Here is a 16,288-nt window from a genome sequence, read left to right as displayed (position 1 = left end):
GTGAGCTTATATCCACACAGGAGGCGATCACGATGCAGGAGGCACAATTGACTTTTTTTGGCGGAGTAGGCAAATCAGGAGGCGTGCAGGTTCTGTACGGCAAAGGAAAACAGGGGCTGATGTTCGACTTTGGCGTCGAGCACAGCAGCCTGCTGTTTCCGACCCAAGTAACGCTGTTTGAACCGGTGAATGCGACACCCGGGCGCGAGCTGCGCCAGTTTTTGCTGGGTGGCATGACCGCCCCGCTGCCGGAGCTGTACGATGCTCAGCAGATGGAAGGCCTGGATTGGGCCGCGGTTCGGCGGGTCTGGGAAAACCGGGAATTTCCGGACTATGACCGGATTCACCTCTATATTGGACATATGCATACGGACCATATGGCGCTGCTTCCCTTTGCCCATCCGGATCTCCCCGTATATATGAGCCATGATTCGTATTCCTTGTTCCGCGGCATGGTGGCAGGCCGGCACAGCAAGGATACCGGGGCCAAGATAACAACCTGCGACGACCTGACCGTGGTCGATTTCGGAGAGTTCACGATGCAGGTCGTCGAGATGGATCACAATGCGACCGGCGCATCCGGCATCATCATCGACGACGGCACCCATAGAATTGCGTATACGGGGGACTGGCGCCGGCAGGGTAAGCATCCGGATAAGATCGACCGTTTCATCCGGCTGTGCCAGAGCAAACCGATCGACGTGCTCATTACGGAAGGGACGCGCCTTACATCCGACCCCTCCACCGTTCCGCTGCAGATCACGGAGGAGGCGCTGCTTGCCTCGTTCGCGGAGATCGTTCGCGAAGCGGAAGGACTGGTGTATCTGCAGATGTCGCCGCGGGATTTAGAGCGGATGGCCGACATGATCGCGATCGCCGCAGACCAAGGAAAAAGCATCGTGATGGAGGCGTCGCTTGCCGCCGTCTGGCATACGGCGAACCGGGAAGGCGTGCGGGTGCTCCATGGACATCCGGCGCTTGACGTTCCCGTTCAAGTCATCGATACTACCATGGCTGATGGCATTGAGCTGCCGTACCCTGCCGTCTCTTTGGAAGAAGTCGCCGAGCGCAAGCCAGAAATAGTGTATTTCTTCAAATTTCCGGACCTTGCGCATATGATTGAATTGGAGACGCTGGGAGGCCTGCAGGGTCAATCGCATTTTATTCAGTCGGACTACAGCGTCAAAATCGAGCATGCTGCCGTATCCAAGTTTCTGAACGCCTACGCGATTACCGGCCATTCCCTGTCCAATGGCGGACACGCCCATCCCGAAGCGCTCGCCAGCCTGATCGGCAGCATTGCGCCGAAAACCGTCATTACGCTGCACAGCCGGTTCCCGGAATCGCAGGACACCCGGGGCGTAAAGCCGTATTTTCCGGTAAAAGGGGAAACGGTGCCCGTCTCTTCCATTCTGGAAGCCGCGGCAAGCGGCGTAAACCGGTAAGTGTTAGATTCATTCCTGGTAGGGCTGGATTACAATCGGAGAAAAGCTTAGGAGGACAAATCGGTGACATCAATTACGTTTGTCAGGCATGGAATAACCGATCATAACATCGAGAACAGGGCGCAGGGGCATACGCAAAATCCGCTGAACGAAACCGGAAGAATGCAGGCTGCGCTCTTAGCCAAGCGGCTGGCCGGGGAGCCGTGGGATCTGTTTATTTCCAGCGACCTTCGGCGCGCCCGGGAGACGGCCGACATCATCGCGGCCGAAATCAAGAAGCCGGTCGATTTCTACGACGTGCGCCTGCGCGAGATGGACCGCGGCAAGATCGCCGATACGACCGAAGCGGAAAGAGTTCAGCGCTGGGGAGCCCGTTGGCACGAGCTGGACATGGAGCAGGAAACGGATGAGATGATGCGGGCCCGGGGCCGAAGCTTTGTGGAAGAGATGGCCGCCAGATTTCCGGGACAAAAAATTCTCGCCGTCACGCACGGCTATTTTCTGGGGCAAACCTTAAAAGAACTGATGCAGGATGAGTCGACGGGCGTCAAGCTGCGCAATACTTCCGTTACGACCATCGTTCTGGATGATGCTGCCTGGACCTATTCGCTCTACGACTGCATCAAGCATTTGGAAGTGACCGAGGGCTAGCAGACCGGGACGCGGACAGCGGGGCGCCTGTCATCACCGGCATGCGAAATCGACCGGACGCCGGCGCCTTGCTCTGTCTTCCCCCACAAAGGACACCAGAGACCGTTACAGCCGGTTCAGCTCGCGGTATTTGGATGGGCTCATGCCCATATTTTTGGAGAACACCCGGCTTAGATACAGGCCGTTCTCATATCCGCAGCAGGTGGCAATCTGGTCCAGCGTCATATCGGTATCCAGCAGCAGCTCGGCCACTTTACTGATGCGCAAAGACCGGACAAAGTCCGAAGGAGCGATCCGGAACGACTTCCGGAACCGGCGCGTAAACTGGACGGGACTGAGGTTCAGCGAATCCGACAGCTCCCTCATGCTGAACGGGGTGTACGCGTTCTGGTAAATCCATTCGGCCGCACGGTTCATCAGCACATCGTCCGAGTCGGCCAGCAGCTGCTGCTCATCATGGAGATGCTCTCTTTCCCACACCTCGCAGGCGAGCTGCCAGATGTCGTTCATGATCATGTCCTTGCGCAGCACATGCCGCGGTTCTGTCGCTAAATGCAGCTTTCGCAAATAGGCAAAATTGGAAACGAGGCGTTTGTTGTCAAGCGGGCGCGACAAAAACGTCGGCAGCGGTGGGACGGGCCCCGTCCGCTCCTCCCCCACCATTTCAAAGCCGATGTAGTGAAGCGCAAGCGGAGACACCATCTCCCGTTCAAAGGTGAACCCCGGCGGGCAGTACACCAGGTCTCCGGCCCCCGCCTCCCCTCGTTCCTCCCCGATCCGGTAATAAAATTTGCCCGATTCCACGGCAAACAGCACCCAGACAGAGTAACAATCCACATCCATTTCAAACCTTTCCTTACGCTCGAAATATGCATGAGAAACCAGATGCAGCGTTTGATTCCACAAGGTTGTTGTCGTCATCTATGCATCGTTCCTTTGGCCTGGAAGATAGTTTCATTGTAAATGGATTGCTGCCGGGCGTTCAATCTTTATTTTGGCCCGATAACATACCATGACCGGAACCAATATGATGGGTAGGGGGCTAAAGCATGGGCTTCTGCACAGTCACCCTTTTGCCCCTGGGCGTATGCTGTAGGTAAAAGGAGGGCTGTTCATGCCGCTTTTGCTGCAGTATACGGACATCGAAAATGAAGAGCTTCCTCTGGAAGCCTGGAAGAAAGACGCCTGCCGGCGGTTTGCGGCCAAGATGACTGACCGGGAAGCCCGGTTCCCCTGCATTCCGGCCACACGGGCGTTTGTACTCGGTCATCTCCGTTTCGGTTTTGCGCCCAGTCCTTGGGATGGTTCGGCAGGGCCGGAGCTCGCAGAGATCATTGCCGAGTATGGCAGAGCTTCGCGTGCTTTCGGGGATTACTCCTCCCTGGTTGTTTTTTTCGAGGCGGAGGAGAACGTTAGAGAGGTTCTGGCGTATGAAAATGCATTCTGGAACTTACTGAACCAGGTCAGCCGTTTGGATCGTACGCCGTGGCCGGAGGACATTCCGGAAGACCCGGAACAGGCGCTGTGGGAGTTCTGTTACGATGGTGAGCGGTATTTCGTCTACTGCGGCACCCCGGCACATACGTCCCGTCAGAGCCGAAGCTTCCCCTATTTCATGCTGGCTTTGACGCCGCGCTGGGTGCTGGACCAGTGGAACGCCTATCCTGAAAAAGCGGCTGAGATCGCTCCCCGGATCCGTGCACGCCTTGCCGCATACGACACCGCGTCGGCCCATCCGGAATTAAAGCCTTACGGATCGCAGGGGAATCTTGAATACAAGCAGTATTTTCTGCGGGATGACGACACCTCGCCGGCCGGATGCCCCTTCCATCGGGCAATAACGGAGCGGGCAGGGAAGTAAAACGGTTTGGCTCTCGATCAAGCAGCAGATGCCCGTGCGGGCGGCCCTGCTGCTTTTTTAATGCCGTATGCCGTCTTAATGCACTCCTTCTTAACGTCATACCAGGCATTTGAGCTCCCGGCTTACTTCTCCGATGATCTCCCGGACTCCCTCCTCAATCCGTTCCGGCTGCGCCCTAGCAATGCTGATTCTTAAAAACTTCTCCTGCTCCCTATAGTCCGATAAATAGAACCGCTTGCTCGAAACAACGAGAATCTTCTTTGCGGCAAGCCGCTCAACGAGGCGTTCCAGATTGGCCTTTTTCGGCAGCTTGAACGGAACATACAATCCCGAGGACACAGGGGGGATATCGATCAGGCCTGAACCGTTATGCCGCAAAACCGCCTTATTCAGTTCGCGGATCCGGTCAGCATATTGGCTGCGTATCTTTCGCTTGTGCCGCTCATACATACCGCTTTTGATGTAGACTTCAAGCGCTGCCTGGGACAGCTGCGATGTGTCGGCATATCTTTTGTATTCGCAGAACGCCTTCATCAGCTTCTCCGGCAGCACGGCAGCCCCGAGCCGTAGCCCCGGGAATATTATTTTTGAGAAACTTTTCAAATATATGACGTGTGACATGCCGCTGTAGGCATAAATGGGATCTGTTCCCGGCTCTTCTCCCAGATCGGCCATGTAATCGTCCTCCACGACATAAACGTCGTATTTGCCGGCCAGCCGGGCAATCGCCTTTCTTTCTTCCCGGCTGAATGAAGTCCCTAGCGGGCTGTGATACCTGGACATGGTGTAGAAGAATTTGATCCCGCCGTGTTTGAACTTCTCCTCCAATTGCTGCAAATCAATTCCCGCGGTCGTCCGGGAAATTCCGCATACCGGGATGCCCTCCGTCTCAAGATACCGTAAAAAGATGTCGTAACTGGGCTGTTCTACCAAGATGATGGACTTCCCATTCGGGAACGGCATTTTTGCTAATATTTCGAGCGCTTGGTTCGCACCCGCCGAAACGATGATCCTCTCCTTTTGGGCAAACACCTGGTCTTCCGCAAAATGGGAAACGAGCGTATGACGGAGCCTCTTCAGTCCTTCGGCTTCGCCGCAGGTGAACAGATGGCTCTGGTACGTGTCCAAGGCCTGGTTCAAGGCGTGCCGAAAATCCAAATACGGAAACAGCGACGGATCGGGCGATGCCGAGGCGAAATCGATCTGCCAGCTCTCCGCAGCGTCGGGCCCTTTGCCGGGTTTCTCCACAACGTAGTAGCCGCTTTGGGAGATGGAGTAAATCATGTGACGGCTCTCCAGCTCCGTGTATGCCCGTGTAACCGTGCTGACGCTGCAGCCATACATCTTCGCCGCATTGCGGACGGAAGGTAGCTTTTGACCCGACTCGAACTGCCCTTCGCTGATTTTACGTTCGATATCGGCAAGGATATCCAAATATTTTTTCATTTTGTTTCCTCACTCTAATAGCGTTATGTATAGAAGACGGCGCAACTGTTACGGTACACTTTGCTGAAAATGCGGTTGTTCCAGACCGCCCGTTGCCATAACATGGCGGTATAAAGGATGCAAGTTCGCGAACAAGATCCTGACTACAGATTAAGGGAGTTGACCCGTTCATGTCATCAACTGTTCAATCCGATTTTCTTACCGTCATCCATGAGCGCCATTCCGTGCGATATTTCGATCCCTCACACATGATCAGTGAACAAGAAATCAAGCAGCTGCTGGAGCTTGCGGGCAGCGCTCCTTCGTCCTGGAATCTACAGCATTGGAAGTTCGTCGCCTTTACCAACATGGATGCCAAACACAAGCTCCTTCACGCTGCGAACGGCCAACGGCAGGTCGTCGATGCATCCGTGACCGTCGCTGTGCTCGGCGACCTCGAGGCTAACCGGAATGCCGCAGCGGTCTATGGACCTGTTATGGAAGGCGGGCCTGAAGATGCTTACGCTGGCTATGCTTCATCCCGAATCCTGTTTGATCAAATCGATAAGGCCTATGCAGTGGACGCCTCCTCACCCTACCGGCGCGACGAAGCGATTCGCAACGCTTCACTGGCAGCCATGCAGCTGATGCTCGCCGCCAAAGCGATGGGTCTGGACTCCGGCCCGATGGTCGGCTTCGACGCCGACGCATTCGTCAAAACGTTTCACGTTCCGCCGCGTTATATTCCGGTCCTGCTCGTCGCGATAGGGAAAGCCGTCAAGCCAGCCAGGCCGACCAAGCGTTTCCCGGTGGAGCAAACGATCGTCTGGAACGGATTTGATCCTGGCAACGCCTGATACTGTAAGGCAGCCCCATCATACCACAATTTGGAATTGGTGTTGCTCTTTACGGCGAAATACCAAAAAGAACCTTGGGATTCCGCCCAAGGTTCTTTTTCACAACAACATCGATTAAAAAATTGTCGGCACCATACCCCCATCCATACGGATCGGAGCGCCTTTGAAGGCAGATGCATAAGGGCTGCATACAAAAGCAGCCAATCTGCCGATTTCAAACGGCCGGATAAACCGCTGAATTTCCGATTGGGGCAGGCCTGCCGCCATAAACCTCTTCTCTTTTTCCGAGAAGGTCAGATCTTCGTCAGCGTACATCCCCTCAATGATTTGCTGCACATTTTCAGAGAGGGTCGGTCCCGGCATGATCGTATTCACAGTAACCTCGGTGCCCTTCGTCAATTTGGACAAGCTCTTCGACAGAGATAACAGCATCGACTTGGTTACGGCATACTGAGGCATTTGTCCCGAAGGCATCAACGCTTCCTCGCTTGCAATAAAGAGAACCCGCCCATAATCCTGCTTCAGCATGGTAGGCAGATAAAATTTGGTCAGCCCATTGGCGGCAAGAACATTCGTGCGGAAGTAGGTTTCCCATACTTCGTCGTCAACGTTCTCATATGGCATGATCTCATAGATCCCCATATTGTTCACCAAAATATCAACCTGGGGGAATTTTTCAAATAAAGCTTCTCTTTGCCCTTTATCTACAAGATCGGCCGTCGCCTTCTGCGGAGAGGTCGCCGGGAAGTTCGCCTTGATTTCATTCACCGTTTGTTCTACCTCTGCATCGTTTCGGCCGTTAATGAGTACATGAACGCCTTCTTTGGCCAGCTCGATGGCAATGGCCTTTCCGATCCCTTTCGTAGATCCTGTAACTAACGCTGTCTTATTGTGTAATCCCATATCCATAACAAAAAACTCCTTTTACTCCGGATAGAGATCATATTACCTGACCAGGAGGGTTCAGTAACTAGTGTGCAGCGCCAACGTTCTTGCTATACACGCCAATAAAATAACAGAATATCCCGACAAGCCGAAGCAGTCCGAGGTTTGGAAATCGAATCGAAAATCGGGCTCTGCTCGCTGTCTTCTGCTCACGAGTTCGTACTTACATGTTCAGCACGCCAATGGGAAGGCGTATTTCCTTCCCAAAGCCGGAAGGCCCGGTAGAACGAATTCTGGTCTTCGTATCCAACCAGGAAAGCGACCTCTTTAATATCAAGCGAAGGGTCCGCCAAATATTCCCGCGCCTGCTCATGTCTGGCTTGCGTCAGCAGGTGTTTGAAGCTGGTGTTCTCCTCTGTAAGCCGGCGCTGCAAGGTACGGTCACTCATCCCGAGCTCTCTGGCGACAGCCTGGATGTCGGGGCGCCCTGCCGTGAGGCTGCGCTTCAGAATCCATTTGACCGTCTCGGGGAACGAGCGGCTGCGCTGCTGCTCATCAAGGGACCGGTCCAGCGCGGGAGTCAGAATGTCCAGCAGCTCTTCGTTGTACGATAGAAAAGGCCGATCCAGATCTCTCCGGTGCAGCGTCAGCCGGTTGCGTGTCGCACCTACCTGGATCCGGCAGCCGAAATAACTTTCAAGGGTCTGGATATCACCCATTGGCTGCATAAATTCAACGGACCGTGCTTGCATAGGCTGCCCTGTCCCCCGGCGTCCAAGCTCCATGAGGCATGCCAGCGTGATGCCAACCAGCACCGGCGGGCCGGACTCCCCGGGATGCAGCCAGCCCAACTCGATGGTGCAGTGCTCTCCCTCCTCGGTGATGCGCAGGCTCTCGGGGGGACACATTTGCTTGTACCGGGCCATCCGGTACAGCGCGTCACGGTAATCACGGGCATGATACGTCGCCAAAACGGTCGGCGGGTATTTCGCCGTTTCAAAGACGGTCGCCAGCTGGATGATGCCTTGGGCGACGTCGCCGGCCAGCTCGGAATAAGCCTGCCAAATGGCGAAATATTGAGCCGAGGTGACCTCGGGTTCTGCAATGATCGTAAGCGGGAGTCCTGCGCTGCGGACAACGTCATGCGGGGCAATCCCGAGTTGACGGAATCCTGCCCACAATCCCGGCGGAATTTTTATGCGTTCAGAAATATAGGAACTCATAGCTGCGGCCTCCTTTAAGCAGTCGCATTCGTTGTAATCGGATAGGCGACCTTCGTCATGGATGTACAGCTATTATAGTACCTGTCCTTATCGCTCTGAAACCAGCAAAAAGTGACAGATCTTCGACAAGCCCCAGTCTAGGCTTTCCGTAAACACCAAAAGACCTGCTCCTGGATGGCAGCAGGCCTCCTTGAAATTTAAATATCGGAACATTACTCAAACGGATAACGGAGTCCCCATTGACCTCGGATGCGGTCGAGCAGCTTCATAATCGCCACCGACTCTTCAAGCGGAATGACCGAGCTTTCGGTCCGCCCCTCCGCCAGACATCTTGCCACTTCCTCGGCTTCAAACGCATACCCGAGCGATGTCCGGTCATCTTCAAAAATCTCTTCACTGCCGTTGACATATAACGCAGCTCTGGTCGCGTTCAAAAAGGAAGGAATTCGAATATACCCTTCCGTGCCGTAAATGCATGCTTCATTGTCCATATTCAGGCGTATGGCCCCGTTCAGCTGTGCGGTTTTGCCTGGGCCATAGGACAGCAGGAGAGAGAACTGCTCGTCCACGCCGGTACTGCCGATCTGAGCGGTACTCGACACTTCCTCCGGTTCAGCCCCAAAGATCATCGATGCAAAAGACACGGGGTAAATCCCGGCATCCAGCAGCGCCCCGCCCCCAAGGCTCGGATTGAACAGCCTGCCTTCCGGATTGACGCCGGCACGGAATCCAAAATCCGCTTTGACGAGCTGAACGTCACCAATCCGCCCTTCATCCAGCCATTCCCTCACTTTGCGGATGACCGGAAGAAATCTCGTCCACATTCCTTCCATCAGAAAAACCTTGTTCTCCTTGGCATAAGATACGGCCTCTTCCAGCTCGCCCGCGTTCACCGTAAAAGGCTTTTCGCACAATACCGCTTTGCCCGCCTTCAAACACAGCAGGACGTTTTCCTTATGTGCAGGATGCGGCGTCGCGACATAGATCGCGTCAATGTCCGGATCGTTTGCCAGCTCTTCGTAGCTGCCGTATGCTTTCCCGATTCCATAGTCAGCAGCGAATCGCGAAGCACTGTCCAGCGTTCTGGAGCCTACGGCCGCTGCCACCCCATTTTCCGCAAAAGCAAGATCTTTTGTAAACTGCGACGCAATCCAGCCCGTTCCCAAAATACCCCATTGGATCGTTTTCGGCATATGATTATTCCTCCTCAAAGTTAGATTACGAAATATTAGAATTTTAGACTATTAGTCATGGGTCATTTCATGACTTTCCAGTTTTCCGTTTGCATCGAACTGGCTATTCCTCATTCCCAAGGAGCTCCCCCAGTGAAACGGGAAATAACGGTTTGATCAGCTCGAGCACCGCTTTCGCGTACTCCTGGATTTCTTTTTGCGCATCATGCTCCAGCCGTTGAGACAGGAAGTGCGCGACGGATTGAACCGACGCCGTCCAGTACCAGCGTACATACATCCCGTAAGCGGGAAGGAACAACCGGGCCTGTTCCGCGCAAATGCCGTCCGCCAGGGCGGCTTCGTACTTGGAAATGCCCAGCTCCACATAACCCATCAGCTCTTGGGTATGCTTCACGCCAAGCTCCCAATTCACCTCTCCGCCGCTGCCCTGCTTGGAGTTTTCCGGTTGGAGCCTCCACTCGCCTGCCTTTGGGATATAAAATGCAGGGTCTTCTGTTATGTATCGCCGGCTTGATTCGTTCCATGCCTCCAAGCTGTCGCCGGTCCCCTCATAATGGGCGGATCCGACCACGTATTTCCACCATTGTCTTGCCACCATTAATGGGGCATAGACCTCAAACTGAACGATGGCATGGCGAAAAGGCGACGTATGCCCTTCGCGGGCAAGGAACTTGATAAGCCGCACGTCCCGTTCGTTCAACTCCAGCGACTGCTTGGCATAAGAGACACGGGCCGCATTAACGACGGTTAAGTCCGATCCCATATGATTCACTAAACGCACATAGCCCTGATCCAGCACTTCGATGGTCGACATACCGTCCTCCTTAAGTTCATTCTACAGCAGTGCGGCACTCTTTCGATGTTGTGTGTTCGAAAAGAGGTCCGCTTTTCTATTTCGCCATGCGTTCAAAGAAAGCCTTCCCGGCTCCAATCCTGTCCACCGCCAGTCTCTATAAATGGCTCTGCCGGCGCTGGCGGTACTGCCCCGGGGAAATCCCCGTACGGTCCCGGAACAGCCTCCCGAAAAAGCTCGCGCTCGGAATGCCGACCTGCTCTGCCACTTCCTGCACCGTCAGCGAAGTCTGCTCCAGCAGAACCATCGCCTGGCTGATCCGCAAATGCTGCACATACTGAAGGGGCGTCATGCCCGTGTACTTTTTCAGGCAGCGGGTAATGTGGTCGAATTGAAAATGCAGCGCCTCCTCAAGCTCCTCCGAGCGAAAAGGCTCGTTCCAGCTGCGCTGCAGATAGCTGACCGTCTCCCGGGCGAGAGCGGCCGATCGCGAGCCCGGCCTGCGCCCCAAATCCGCCTGCAGCAGATCCAGCAGGTCGCAGAACAACACCTGCAGCTTCAAGGACTGCTCCACGGCAAAACCGCGATGCAGCTCCACCATCCGGTCCAGCAAAGGCTGGAGCAGGTGAAAAGGAGCATCGCCGAATTTCGGCAGATACATCGTTTGCTCTGCCGGATGCTCGTCGCTGTCCTGCCCTTGAGGGAGCACCGCCGACCAGGGAATTTCCTCCGCCTCCATCCGGCGCAGGGGCTCCGGGTGCCGGAAGTGCACCCAATACACCGCCGTCGGCTCCGAGCAAGCCTGAGTGCCCGAATGGGTACGTCCCGGCTCGAGCAGCAGCAGCTGGCCGTCCTGAATGACATATTCGGTATCGTCTTCCCGCATATACATGGCGCCCTTTTTGACCAGAATCAGATCGTAGGCGTCAAAGCTGCGGGTCTGATGCCGGCTTCCAGGCGCCCATACGGCGCGCCCGACGGTCAGAAGCGACGGCAGCGGCGGAATCGCCAGCTCGAGGCATTTCATGGGCTTCCTCTACCTCCTGCACAAGTCGATATCGTGGCAGATCTTTCTCATCAATAAATTCATCCTAGCATAATATGCTGTTTCGGTCATTTTTCAAAAGTCGATATCGGACAGAACAAAGTCGCTATTCCGCATGGAAGCGGTATCCATTTTCCTTTACCTTAGGGGTATGTGCATAGCCGTTTTCAAATCTCTGCTTATTGAATGGAGGAACATCTACCATGCGTATGCGCCAAGTTCATCTCGACTTTCATACGTCCGAAGCGATTCATCCCATCGGCACCCGCTTCATCAAGGAACAGTTTCAGCAGGCGCTTAAGCTTGGCCATGTGGATTCGATCACCGTGTTTTCCAAATGCCATCACGGATGGGCATACCATCCCTCCGAGGCGAACGTCACGCATCCGGGACTGTCCTTCGACCTGCTCGGTGCCATGATTGAAGCCGCACACGAAATCGGGGTACGAACTCCTGTCTACCTGTCCGCAGGCCTTGACGAGAGGCTTGCCGTGCGGCATCCCGAATGGCTGATCCGTGAACGCTTCAGCCGCGAAGGCGACCTGTTCACGCCGGGATACCACCAGCTCTGCCTGAATACGCCTTATCTGGACATTCTGCTGTCCCAGATTGAAGAGGTCGCGCAGCGTTATGATGCCGACGGCATCTTTCTGGACATCGTCGGGGTGCGGGAGTGCTACTGCGCCACCTGCGTAGCGGCGGCCCGGGAGCAGGGGATCGACCCGCGGGACAAAAGCGCCATGCGCCCGCTCTGGGAGCAAACTTACGCCAATTACACCAGCCGCGTTAAAGAAACGGTGCACCGGCACAAACCCGGGCTGCCGATTTTCCATAACGGCGGCCACATCCGCCGCGGACGCCGCGACCTTGCACACATGAACTCGCATCTCGAGCTGGAGTCGCTGCCGACCGGGGGCTGGGGCTACGACCACTTCCCGCTGTCCGCCCGCTACGCCCAGACGCTGGGCATGCCGTTCCTGGGCATGACCGGCAAGTTTCATACCACCTGGGGCGAGTTCGGCGGCTATAAGCACCCGAACGCCCTGCGGTATGAAGCCGCGCTCAGCCTGGCGAACGGCGCCGCCTGCTCCATCGGGGACCAGCTGCATCCGCTGGGCGCGATGGATGAAGCCACCTACCGGCTGATCGGCGCGGCCTATGCCGAAGTCGAAGCCAAGGAAGCGTGGTGCCGTGACGCGGTCAACGTCGCTGACGTAGCGCTGCTGTCGGTGGAAGCGGCCGGCACCCATCAGGCGACTGGCGGCCACGACAGCTTCACCGGCGATCCGGACGCCGGCGCGGTGCGCATGCTGCTGGAAGGGCATATCCTGTTCGACGTCGTCGACCTGGAAGCCGACTTCAGCCCGTATGCCGTCCTGATCCTGCCCGACCGGATCCGGGTCAACGATGCGATCCTGGCCAAGCTGGACAGCTTTTTGGCCGGCGGCGGGCGCATCCTCGCTACCGGCGAATCGGGCCTGAAGCCGGACGGCAGCGGATTTGCCATCGACTTGGGCGTTCGCCATGCCGGCGTCAATCCGTTCCGTCCGGACTACTACCATCCGCAGCATCCGCTGGCGAGCCTGCAGGAATCGGCGTTTATTTTCTATTCGGAGGGGCAGAAAGTGACGCTTGCCGAGGGCGGAACCGAGCTTGGCAAACGGGAAAATCCGTATTTTAACCGCGACGCGTTCACGTTCTGCTCCCATCAGCATACACCGAACAGCGGAGAGTACGGCGGGCCGGGCATGGTGGAGCATGCGAACGGAATTTATATCGCCTGGAACGTGTTCGAAGATTATGCTTCCAAGGGAAGCCTTGTTTTAAAGGAAACCGTCCTGTTCGCGTTGAACCGTCTGCTGCCGGAGAAGACGCTGCGTACGAACCTTCCCGCGCAGGGCGTAACAACGGTTCAGCATCAGCCGGCCCAGAAGCGTTATGTCCATCATTCGCTGTACGCCTCGCCGGTGAAGCGCGGTCGTAACATTGAAGTGATCGAGGACCTGCTGCCGATCCGTGGAACAACCGCGGAACTGCGGATTTCCGAGCCGGTCACCGGCGTATACCTGGCGCCGCAGATGACGCCTATCGACTTCCGGCAGCAGAATGGCCTCGTCACGTATGAGCTGCCGGAGTGGCAGTGCCACCAAATGGTCGTTCTGGATTACGGCCAGCCGGAAGGGAACTAGCGAGCAGCGGCAGCCAGTCTCTACCCGAGACACACGCCCCCATCTCATAAACACATGCTTCTCTCAAGCACAAGCGTACTGGCAATCACACACGCATACTCGGACATACAGGCTTACGCGTAGCCCTATGCCGACGATAGAGCACCGTACAGATACGCATAAACACATACTTATGCAAAAATACAAGCGGTCGCGAACATACATGCTTATGCTTTCGCCTAAACCCATACTCTCCTGCAAACCAAAGAGCCCGGAGCGCTTCCAAGCTGCTCCGGGCTCTTTTTCCGTATTATTTCCGGCCGAAATCCGCCTTGATCTCGCCCCATTCCTCGGTCTTCCACTTCACGATTTTGTTCTCGTACTTGTTCTCGTGCAGCCACTGCACGGCGCGGTCCGTCAGCTCCCAAATCTTCCGCGTTTTCTCGTTACGGGCCAGCGTCGTCGCCGGTTTCTTGTTGCGCACCCAGGCCAGCGCCGTCTTCGAGTCGGTGTAAATGGTCTTCTTGCTGCCCTTCTGCTTCAAATACGCCAGTGCATGGACGATCGCGATAAATTCGCCCAGGTTGTTCGTTCCATTTTCAACCGGTCCGACATAGAACAGAATTTCCCCGGTCCGCGTATCGACGCCTTTGTACTCGACCGGGCCGGGATTGCCGCGTGTACCGACATCCACCGAGATGCTGTCGTAATCGATCTCTTCCATCGAGGATGCCGACGCAGACGGCTTGCCGGATTTGGCTGCTTTGGACGTATAACCTCCGGCTGAGCCCGACGCCTTGGCTTTGCCCCAGTTTTTCTTCCATCCGCCCGCATAAGCCGCTTCCGCCTCCGCGCGCGATTCGTAGGACTTGTATTTGGCGTCCGTATACCCGTTCACCTGAGCCTGGCATTCGGGCCAAGACGTATAGATTCCCGGCTTATGCCCTTCCCAGACGACATAAAATTTTTGCTTTGCCATAACTAGCATTTGCTCCTATCTGCTTCTGCATCTTTTTCCCCATCTACAGTGACGTTCTTCCAAGCAGACGGCTATTGCGCCAGACCCGCTCCTTCGAACGCCCGGATGGCTTCCTTGATTTCCTCCGGCAGCGGAGTGCTCTTCCCGCTCTTCGTTTCGATCAGCACGACCGCGCCGCGTCCGGCCGCCTTCAGTGCTCCTGAAGCGACGACGGCATACTCAATGTCCAGGGAGGAGCGTCCGATCGACGCCACCCGCACATGGAGCTGCACTGGATCGCTGCGGTACATCTGGGCGAGATATTGGCATTCAAGGTCGGCAACCACCATCACTTTCTCCTCGCCGAACAAGTCGGCAAACAGCCCGAGCTGCTCGAAGTATTCGATTCTGCCCTGTTCAAAATACATAAAATAGCTGACGTTATTCACATGTCCAAGCATATCCGTCTCGCAGTAGCGCACCTTGATCGGGATTGAAAAATGAAACTTTTGCAGCCAGCCTGCAGCATCCGGCTGAATAAAGCTTTCCCTTTTCATGAAAATGTCTCCTTTGTGGACCCGCTGTTCCCCTGCCTGCCGTATAAGCACGTGAGATCCCCATCGGCTTGACGACTTGGCCGGATCAGGCCCCGATTTCCGGCTGTCTGATGCCCATTATAGCAAAAAATGCTTCCCCCGTTCAGCAATTATCGCGGCGACAGCCCTTTTCCCCGCGTCGTATGATTTAAGGAAATCGCCAGACGGGGCCAGTGATCAGAGCATCCCAGGGACGTTATCCTCTGCCGTTTCTTCGGCTCAGGTATTGACAGGACCGGGATTTGTTTTAACATGTGAAGAACAGCATGTATCCGACTGCGGATCAAGAGAGAGAGAGGGAACCTGATGATCATCGATATCGAGAACATTACGTGGAGAAGCGGGCAGCATACGTTAATGAAAAATGTAAGCTGGCAGGTGAAGCCCGGAGAGAATTGGGCGCTGCTGGGCCTGAACGGCTCGGGCAAAACGACGCTGCTGAACATCGTCAACGGTTATATTTGGCCGTCCGAGGGCTCGGTCAGCGTGCTGGGGCACCGCTTCGGGGAAGTGGACCTGCGCGAGCTGCGCAAATCGATCGGCTGGGTCAGCAACTCCTTTCAGGAGCGTCTGTACGGATCGGACCGCACCCAGAACATCGTCGTCAGCGGTAAGCACGCCACGGTGGGCCTGTATGACAAAACGAGCGAAGAAGACTACGACCGTGCTCGCGAGTTGATGGAAACGATGAACTGCGGCCATTTGTGGGACCGCGAATACCGCACCTGCTCACAGGGCGAGAAGCAGAAGCTGCTCATTGCCCGCGCGCTGATGGCCGATCCACGCATACTGATTCTGGACGAGCCGTGCAACGGGCTGGATCTGTTTTCCCGAGAGAAGCTGCTGGACAGCATCCGGGAGCTGACTCTGCAGCCGGACGCGCCGACGCTCATTTACGTTACGCACCACACGGAGGAAATTTTGCCGGCGTTTAGCCACGTGCTGCTGATGAGACGCGGCGAGGCGGTCTGCAGCGGGCGGACCGAGGACGTGCTGACCGCGGACACGCTCAGCGACCTGTTCGAATCCCCGGTGGAGGTTGACCGTCACGGAGACCGGGTATACGTGCGCGTAGCGGAATAGGAGCTGCGATTACAGGGCGGATTGCAAAAGGAGGGCTTCGTTGATCGAAGTTCCTCCTTTTTTATGCTTGCACCATCGAGAGCTTGTCCGGCTTCGGCCAGCATA

Annotated in this window: 15 protein-coding genes; 6 read left to right on the top strand and 9 right to left on the bottom strand. The window is 55.9% G+C overall.

Annotation, left to right across the window (positions count from 1 at the left end):
• Nucleotides 1–32: 32 nt before the first annotated feature.
• Entirely contained in the window at nt 33–1,445 is a 1,413-nt protein-coding gene (locus tag K2F33_RS13405) for an MBL fold metallo-hydrolase (protein WP_263881961.1), read from the top strand.
• 63 nt (nt 1,446–1,508) lie between these two features.
• Nucleotides 1,509–2,096: a histidine phosphatase family protein gene (locus tag K2F33_RS13400; RefSeq protein ID WP_263881960.1), complete on the top strand. Its 588-nt coding sequence runs from the start codon at nt 1,509–1,511 to the stop codon at nt 2,094–2,096.
• 105 nt (nt 2,097–2,201) lie between these two features.
• On the opposite strand, the gene K2F33_RS13395 is transcribed toward K2F33_RS13400, so the two are convergent.
• Complete coding sequence (locus K2F33_RS13395; RefSeq protein WP_263881959.1) at nt 2,202–3,017, bottom strand: helix-turn-helix domain-containing protein; 816 nt, start codon at nt 3,015–3,017, stop codon at nt 2,202–2,204.
• A 193-nt stretch (nt 3,018–3,210) separates the two neighbouring features.
• On the opposite strand from K2F33_RS13395, the gene K2F33_RS13390 reads away from it, so the two are divergent.
• Complete coding sequence (locus tag K2F33_RS13390) at nt 3,211–3,957, top strand: YqcI/YcgG family protein (protein WP_263881958.1); 747 nt, start codon at nt 3,211–3,213, stop codon at nt 3,955–3,957.
• 96 nt (nt 3,958–4,053) lie between these two features.
• Here the strand turns inward: K2F33_RS13390 and K2F33_RS13385 are convergent, their stop codons facing one another.
• Nucleotides 4,054–5,403, bottom strand: a complete 1,350-nt coding sequence (locus K2F33_RS13385; protein ID WP_089548602.1) for an aminotransferase-like domain-containing protein — start codon at nt 5,401–5,403, stop codon at nt 4,054–4,056.
• A gap of 170 nt (nt 5,404–5,573) precedes the next feature.
• Between K2F33_RS13385 and K2F33_RS13380 the strand changes: the two genes are divergently transcribed.
• Entirely contained in the window at nt 5,574–6,239 is a 666-nt protein-coding gene (locus K2F33_RS13380) for a nitroreductase family protein (protein WP_212985795.1), read from the top strand.
• A 114-nt stretch (nt 6,240–6,353) separates the two neighbouring features.
• Here K2F33_RS13380 and K2F33_RS13375 read toward each other — a convergent pair whose 3' ends face one another.
• The 5 genes from K2F33_RS13375 to K2F33_RS13355 all read right to left on the bottom strand — a co-directional run bounded on the left by K2F33_RS13375 (nt 6,354) and on the right by K2F33_RS13355 (nt 11,360).
• Nucleotides 6,354–7,148 carry an SDR family NAD(P)-dependent oxidoreductase gene (locus tag K2F33_RS13375; RefSeq protein ID WP_089548604.1) on the bottom strand — a complete coding sequence of 265 codons (795 nt, stop codon included), beginning with the start codon at nt 7,146–7,148 and terminating at the stop codon, nt 6,354–6,356.
• A gap of 185 nt (nt 7,149–7,333) precedes the next feature.
• A complete protein-coding gene (locus K2F33_RS13370; protein WP_263881956.1) occupies nt 7,334–8,347 on the bottom strand; it encodes a helix-turn-helix transcriptional regulator in 1,014 nt (337 codons plus the stop codon).
• A 212-nt stretch (nt 8,348–8,559) separates the two neighbouring features.
• Nucleotides 8,560–9,540 carry a Gfo/Idh/MocA family protein gene (locus K2F33_RS13365; protein ID WP_263881955.1) on the bottom strand — a complete coding sequence of 327 codons (981 nt, stop codon included), beginning with the start codon at nt 9,538–9,540 and terminating at the stop codon, nt 8,560–8,562.
• Between the two features lie 103 nt (nt 9,541–9,643).
• Nucleotides 9,644–10,354, bottom strand: a complete 711-nt coding sequence (thyX, locus tag K2F33_RS13360) for an FAD-dependent thymidylate synthase (protein WP_076177058.1) — start codon at nt 10,352–10,354, stop codon at nt 9,644–9,646.
• A gap of 136 nt (nt 10,355–10,490) precedes the next feature.
• Nucleotides 10,491–11,360 (bottom strand): helix-turn-helix domain-containing protein, encoded by an 870-nt coding sequence (locus tag K2F33_RS13355; RefSeq protein ID WP_263881954.1) that lies wholly within the window; start codon nt 11,358–11,360, stop codon nt 10,491–10,493.
• Between the two features lie 221 nt (nt 11,361–11,581).
• Here K2F33_RS13355 and K2F33_RS13350 point away from each other — a divergent pair, with 221 nt between their 5' ends.
• The gene (locus tag K2F33_RS13350; protein ID WP_263881953.1) at nt 11,582–13,567 is read left to right on the top strand and encodes an alpha-amylase family protein; all 1,986 of its coding nucleotides are present in this window, start codon (nt 11,582–11,584) and stop codon (nt 13,565–13,567) included.
• 289 nt (nt 13,568–13,856) lie between these two features.
• On the opposite strand, the gene rnhA is transcribed toward K2F33_RS13350, so the two are convergent.
• Both rnhA and K2F33_RS13340 read right to left on the bottom strand, forming a co-directional pair.
• Nucleotides 13,857–14,525 carry a ribonuclease H gene (gene rnhA, locus K2F33_RS13345; protein ID WP_089548609.1) on the bottom strand — a complete coding sequence of 223 codons (669 nt, stop codon included), beginning with the start codon at nt 14,523–14,525 and terminating at the stop codon, nt 13,857–13,859.
• A 71-nt stretch (nt 14,526–14,596) separates the two neighbouring features.
• Nucleotides 14,597–15,061: an acyl-CoA thioesterase gene (locus tag K2F33_RS13340; protein ID WP_263881952.1), complete on the bottom strand. Its 465-nt coding sequence runs from the start codon at nt 15,059–15,061 to the stop codon at nt 14,597–14,599.
• A gap of 345 nt (nt 15,062–15,406) precedes the next feature.
• Here K2F33_RS13340 and K2F33_RS13335 point away from each other — a divergent pair, with 345 nt between their 5' ends.
• Complete coding sequence (locus K2F33_RS13335; RefSeq protein WP_263881951.1) at nt 15,407–16,183, top strand: ABC transporter ATP-binding protein; 777 nt, start codon at nt 15,407–15,409, stop codon at nt 16,181–16,183.
• The last annotated feature ends 105 nt before the right edge of the window (nt 16,184–16,288 follow it).

This window comes from Paenibacillus sp. PSB04, from assembly GCF_025809195.1.
GTDB lineage: Bacteria > Bacillota > Bacilli > Paenibacillales > Paenibacillaceae > Paenibacillus_AQ > Paenibacillus_AQ favisporus.
This window is presented reverse-complemented; position numbering and strand designations above follow the sequence as displayed.

Coding starts and splice junctions, on each gene's coding strand:
- thyX (WP_076177058.1), bottom strand. CDS start 10,354: ATGTCGACCATCGAAGTGCTGGATCAGGGCTATGTGCGTTTAGTGAAT.
- K2F33_RS13375 (WP_089548604.1), bottom strand. CDS start 7,148: ATGGATATGGGATTACACAATAAGACAGCGTTAGTTACAGGATCTACG.
- K2F33_RS13395 (WP_263881959.1), bottom strand. CDS start 3,017: ATGACGACAACAACCTTGTGGAATCAAACGCTGCATCTGGTTTCTCAT.
- K2F33_RS13340 (WP_263881952.1), bottom strand. CDS start 15,061: ATGAAAAGGGAAAGCTTTATTCAGCCGGATGCTGCAGGCTGGCTGCAA.
- K2F33_RS13390 (WP_263881958.1), top strand. CDS start 3,211: ATGCCGCTTTTGCTGCAGTATACGGACATCGAAAATGAAGAGCTTCCT.
- K2F33_RS13385 (WP_089548602.1), bottom strand. CDS start 5,403: ATGAAAAAATATTTGGATATCCTTGCCGATATCGAACGTAAAATCAGC.
- K2F33_RS13365 (WP_263881955.1), bottom strand. CDS start 9,540: ATGCCGAAAACGATCCAATGGGGTATTTTGGGAACGGGCTGGATTGCG.
- K2F33_RS13380 (WP_212985795.1), top strand. CDS start 5,574: ATGTCATCAACTGTTCAATCCGATTTTCTTACCGTCATCCATGAGCGC.
- rnhA (WP_089548609.1), bottom strand. CDS start 14,525: ATGGCAAAGCAAAAATTTTATGTCGTCTGGGAAGGGCATAAGCCGGGA.
- K2F33_RS13335 (WP_263881951.1), top strand. CDS start 15,407: ATGATCATCGATATCGAGAACATTACGTGGAGAAGCGGGCAGCATACG.
- K2F33_RS13350 (WP_263881953.1), top strand. CDS start 11,582: ATGCGTATGCGCCAAGTTCATCTCGACTTTCATACGTCCGAAGCGATT.
- K2F33_RS13355 (WP_263881954.1), bottom strand. CDS start 11,360: ATGAAATGCCTCGAGCTGGCGATTCCGCCGCTGCCGTCGCTTCTGACC.
- K2F33_RS13370 (WP_263881956.1), bottom strand. CDS start 8,347: ATGAGTTCCTATATTTCTGAACGCATAAAAATTCCGCCGGGATTGTGG.
- K2F33_RS13405 (WP_263881961.1), top strand. CDS start 33: ATGCAGGAGGCACAATTGACTTTTTTTGGCGGAGTAGGCAAATCAGGA.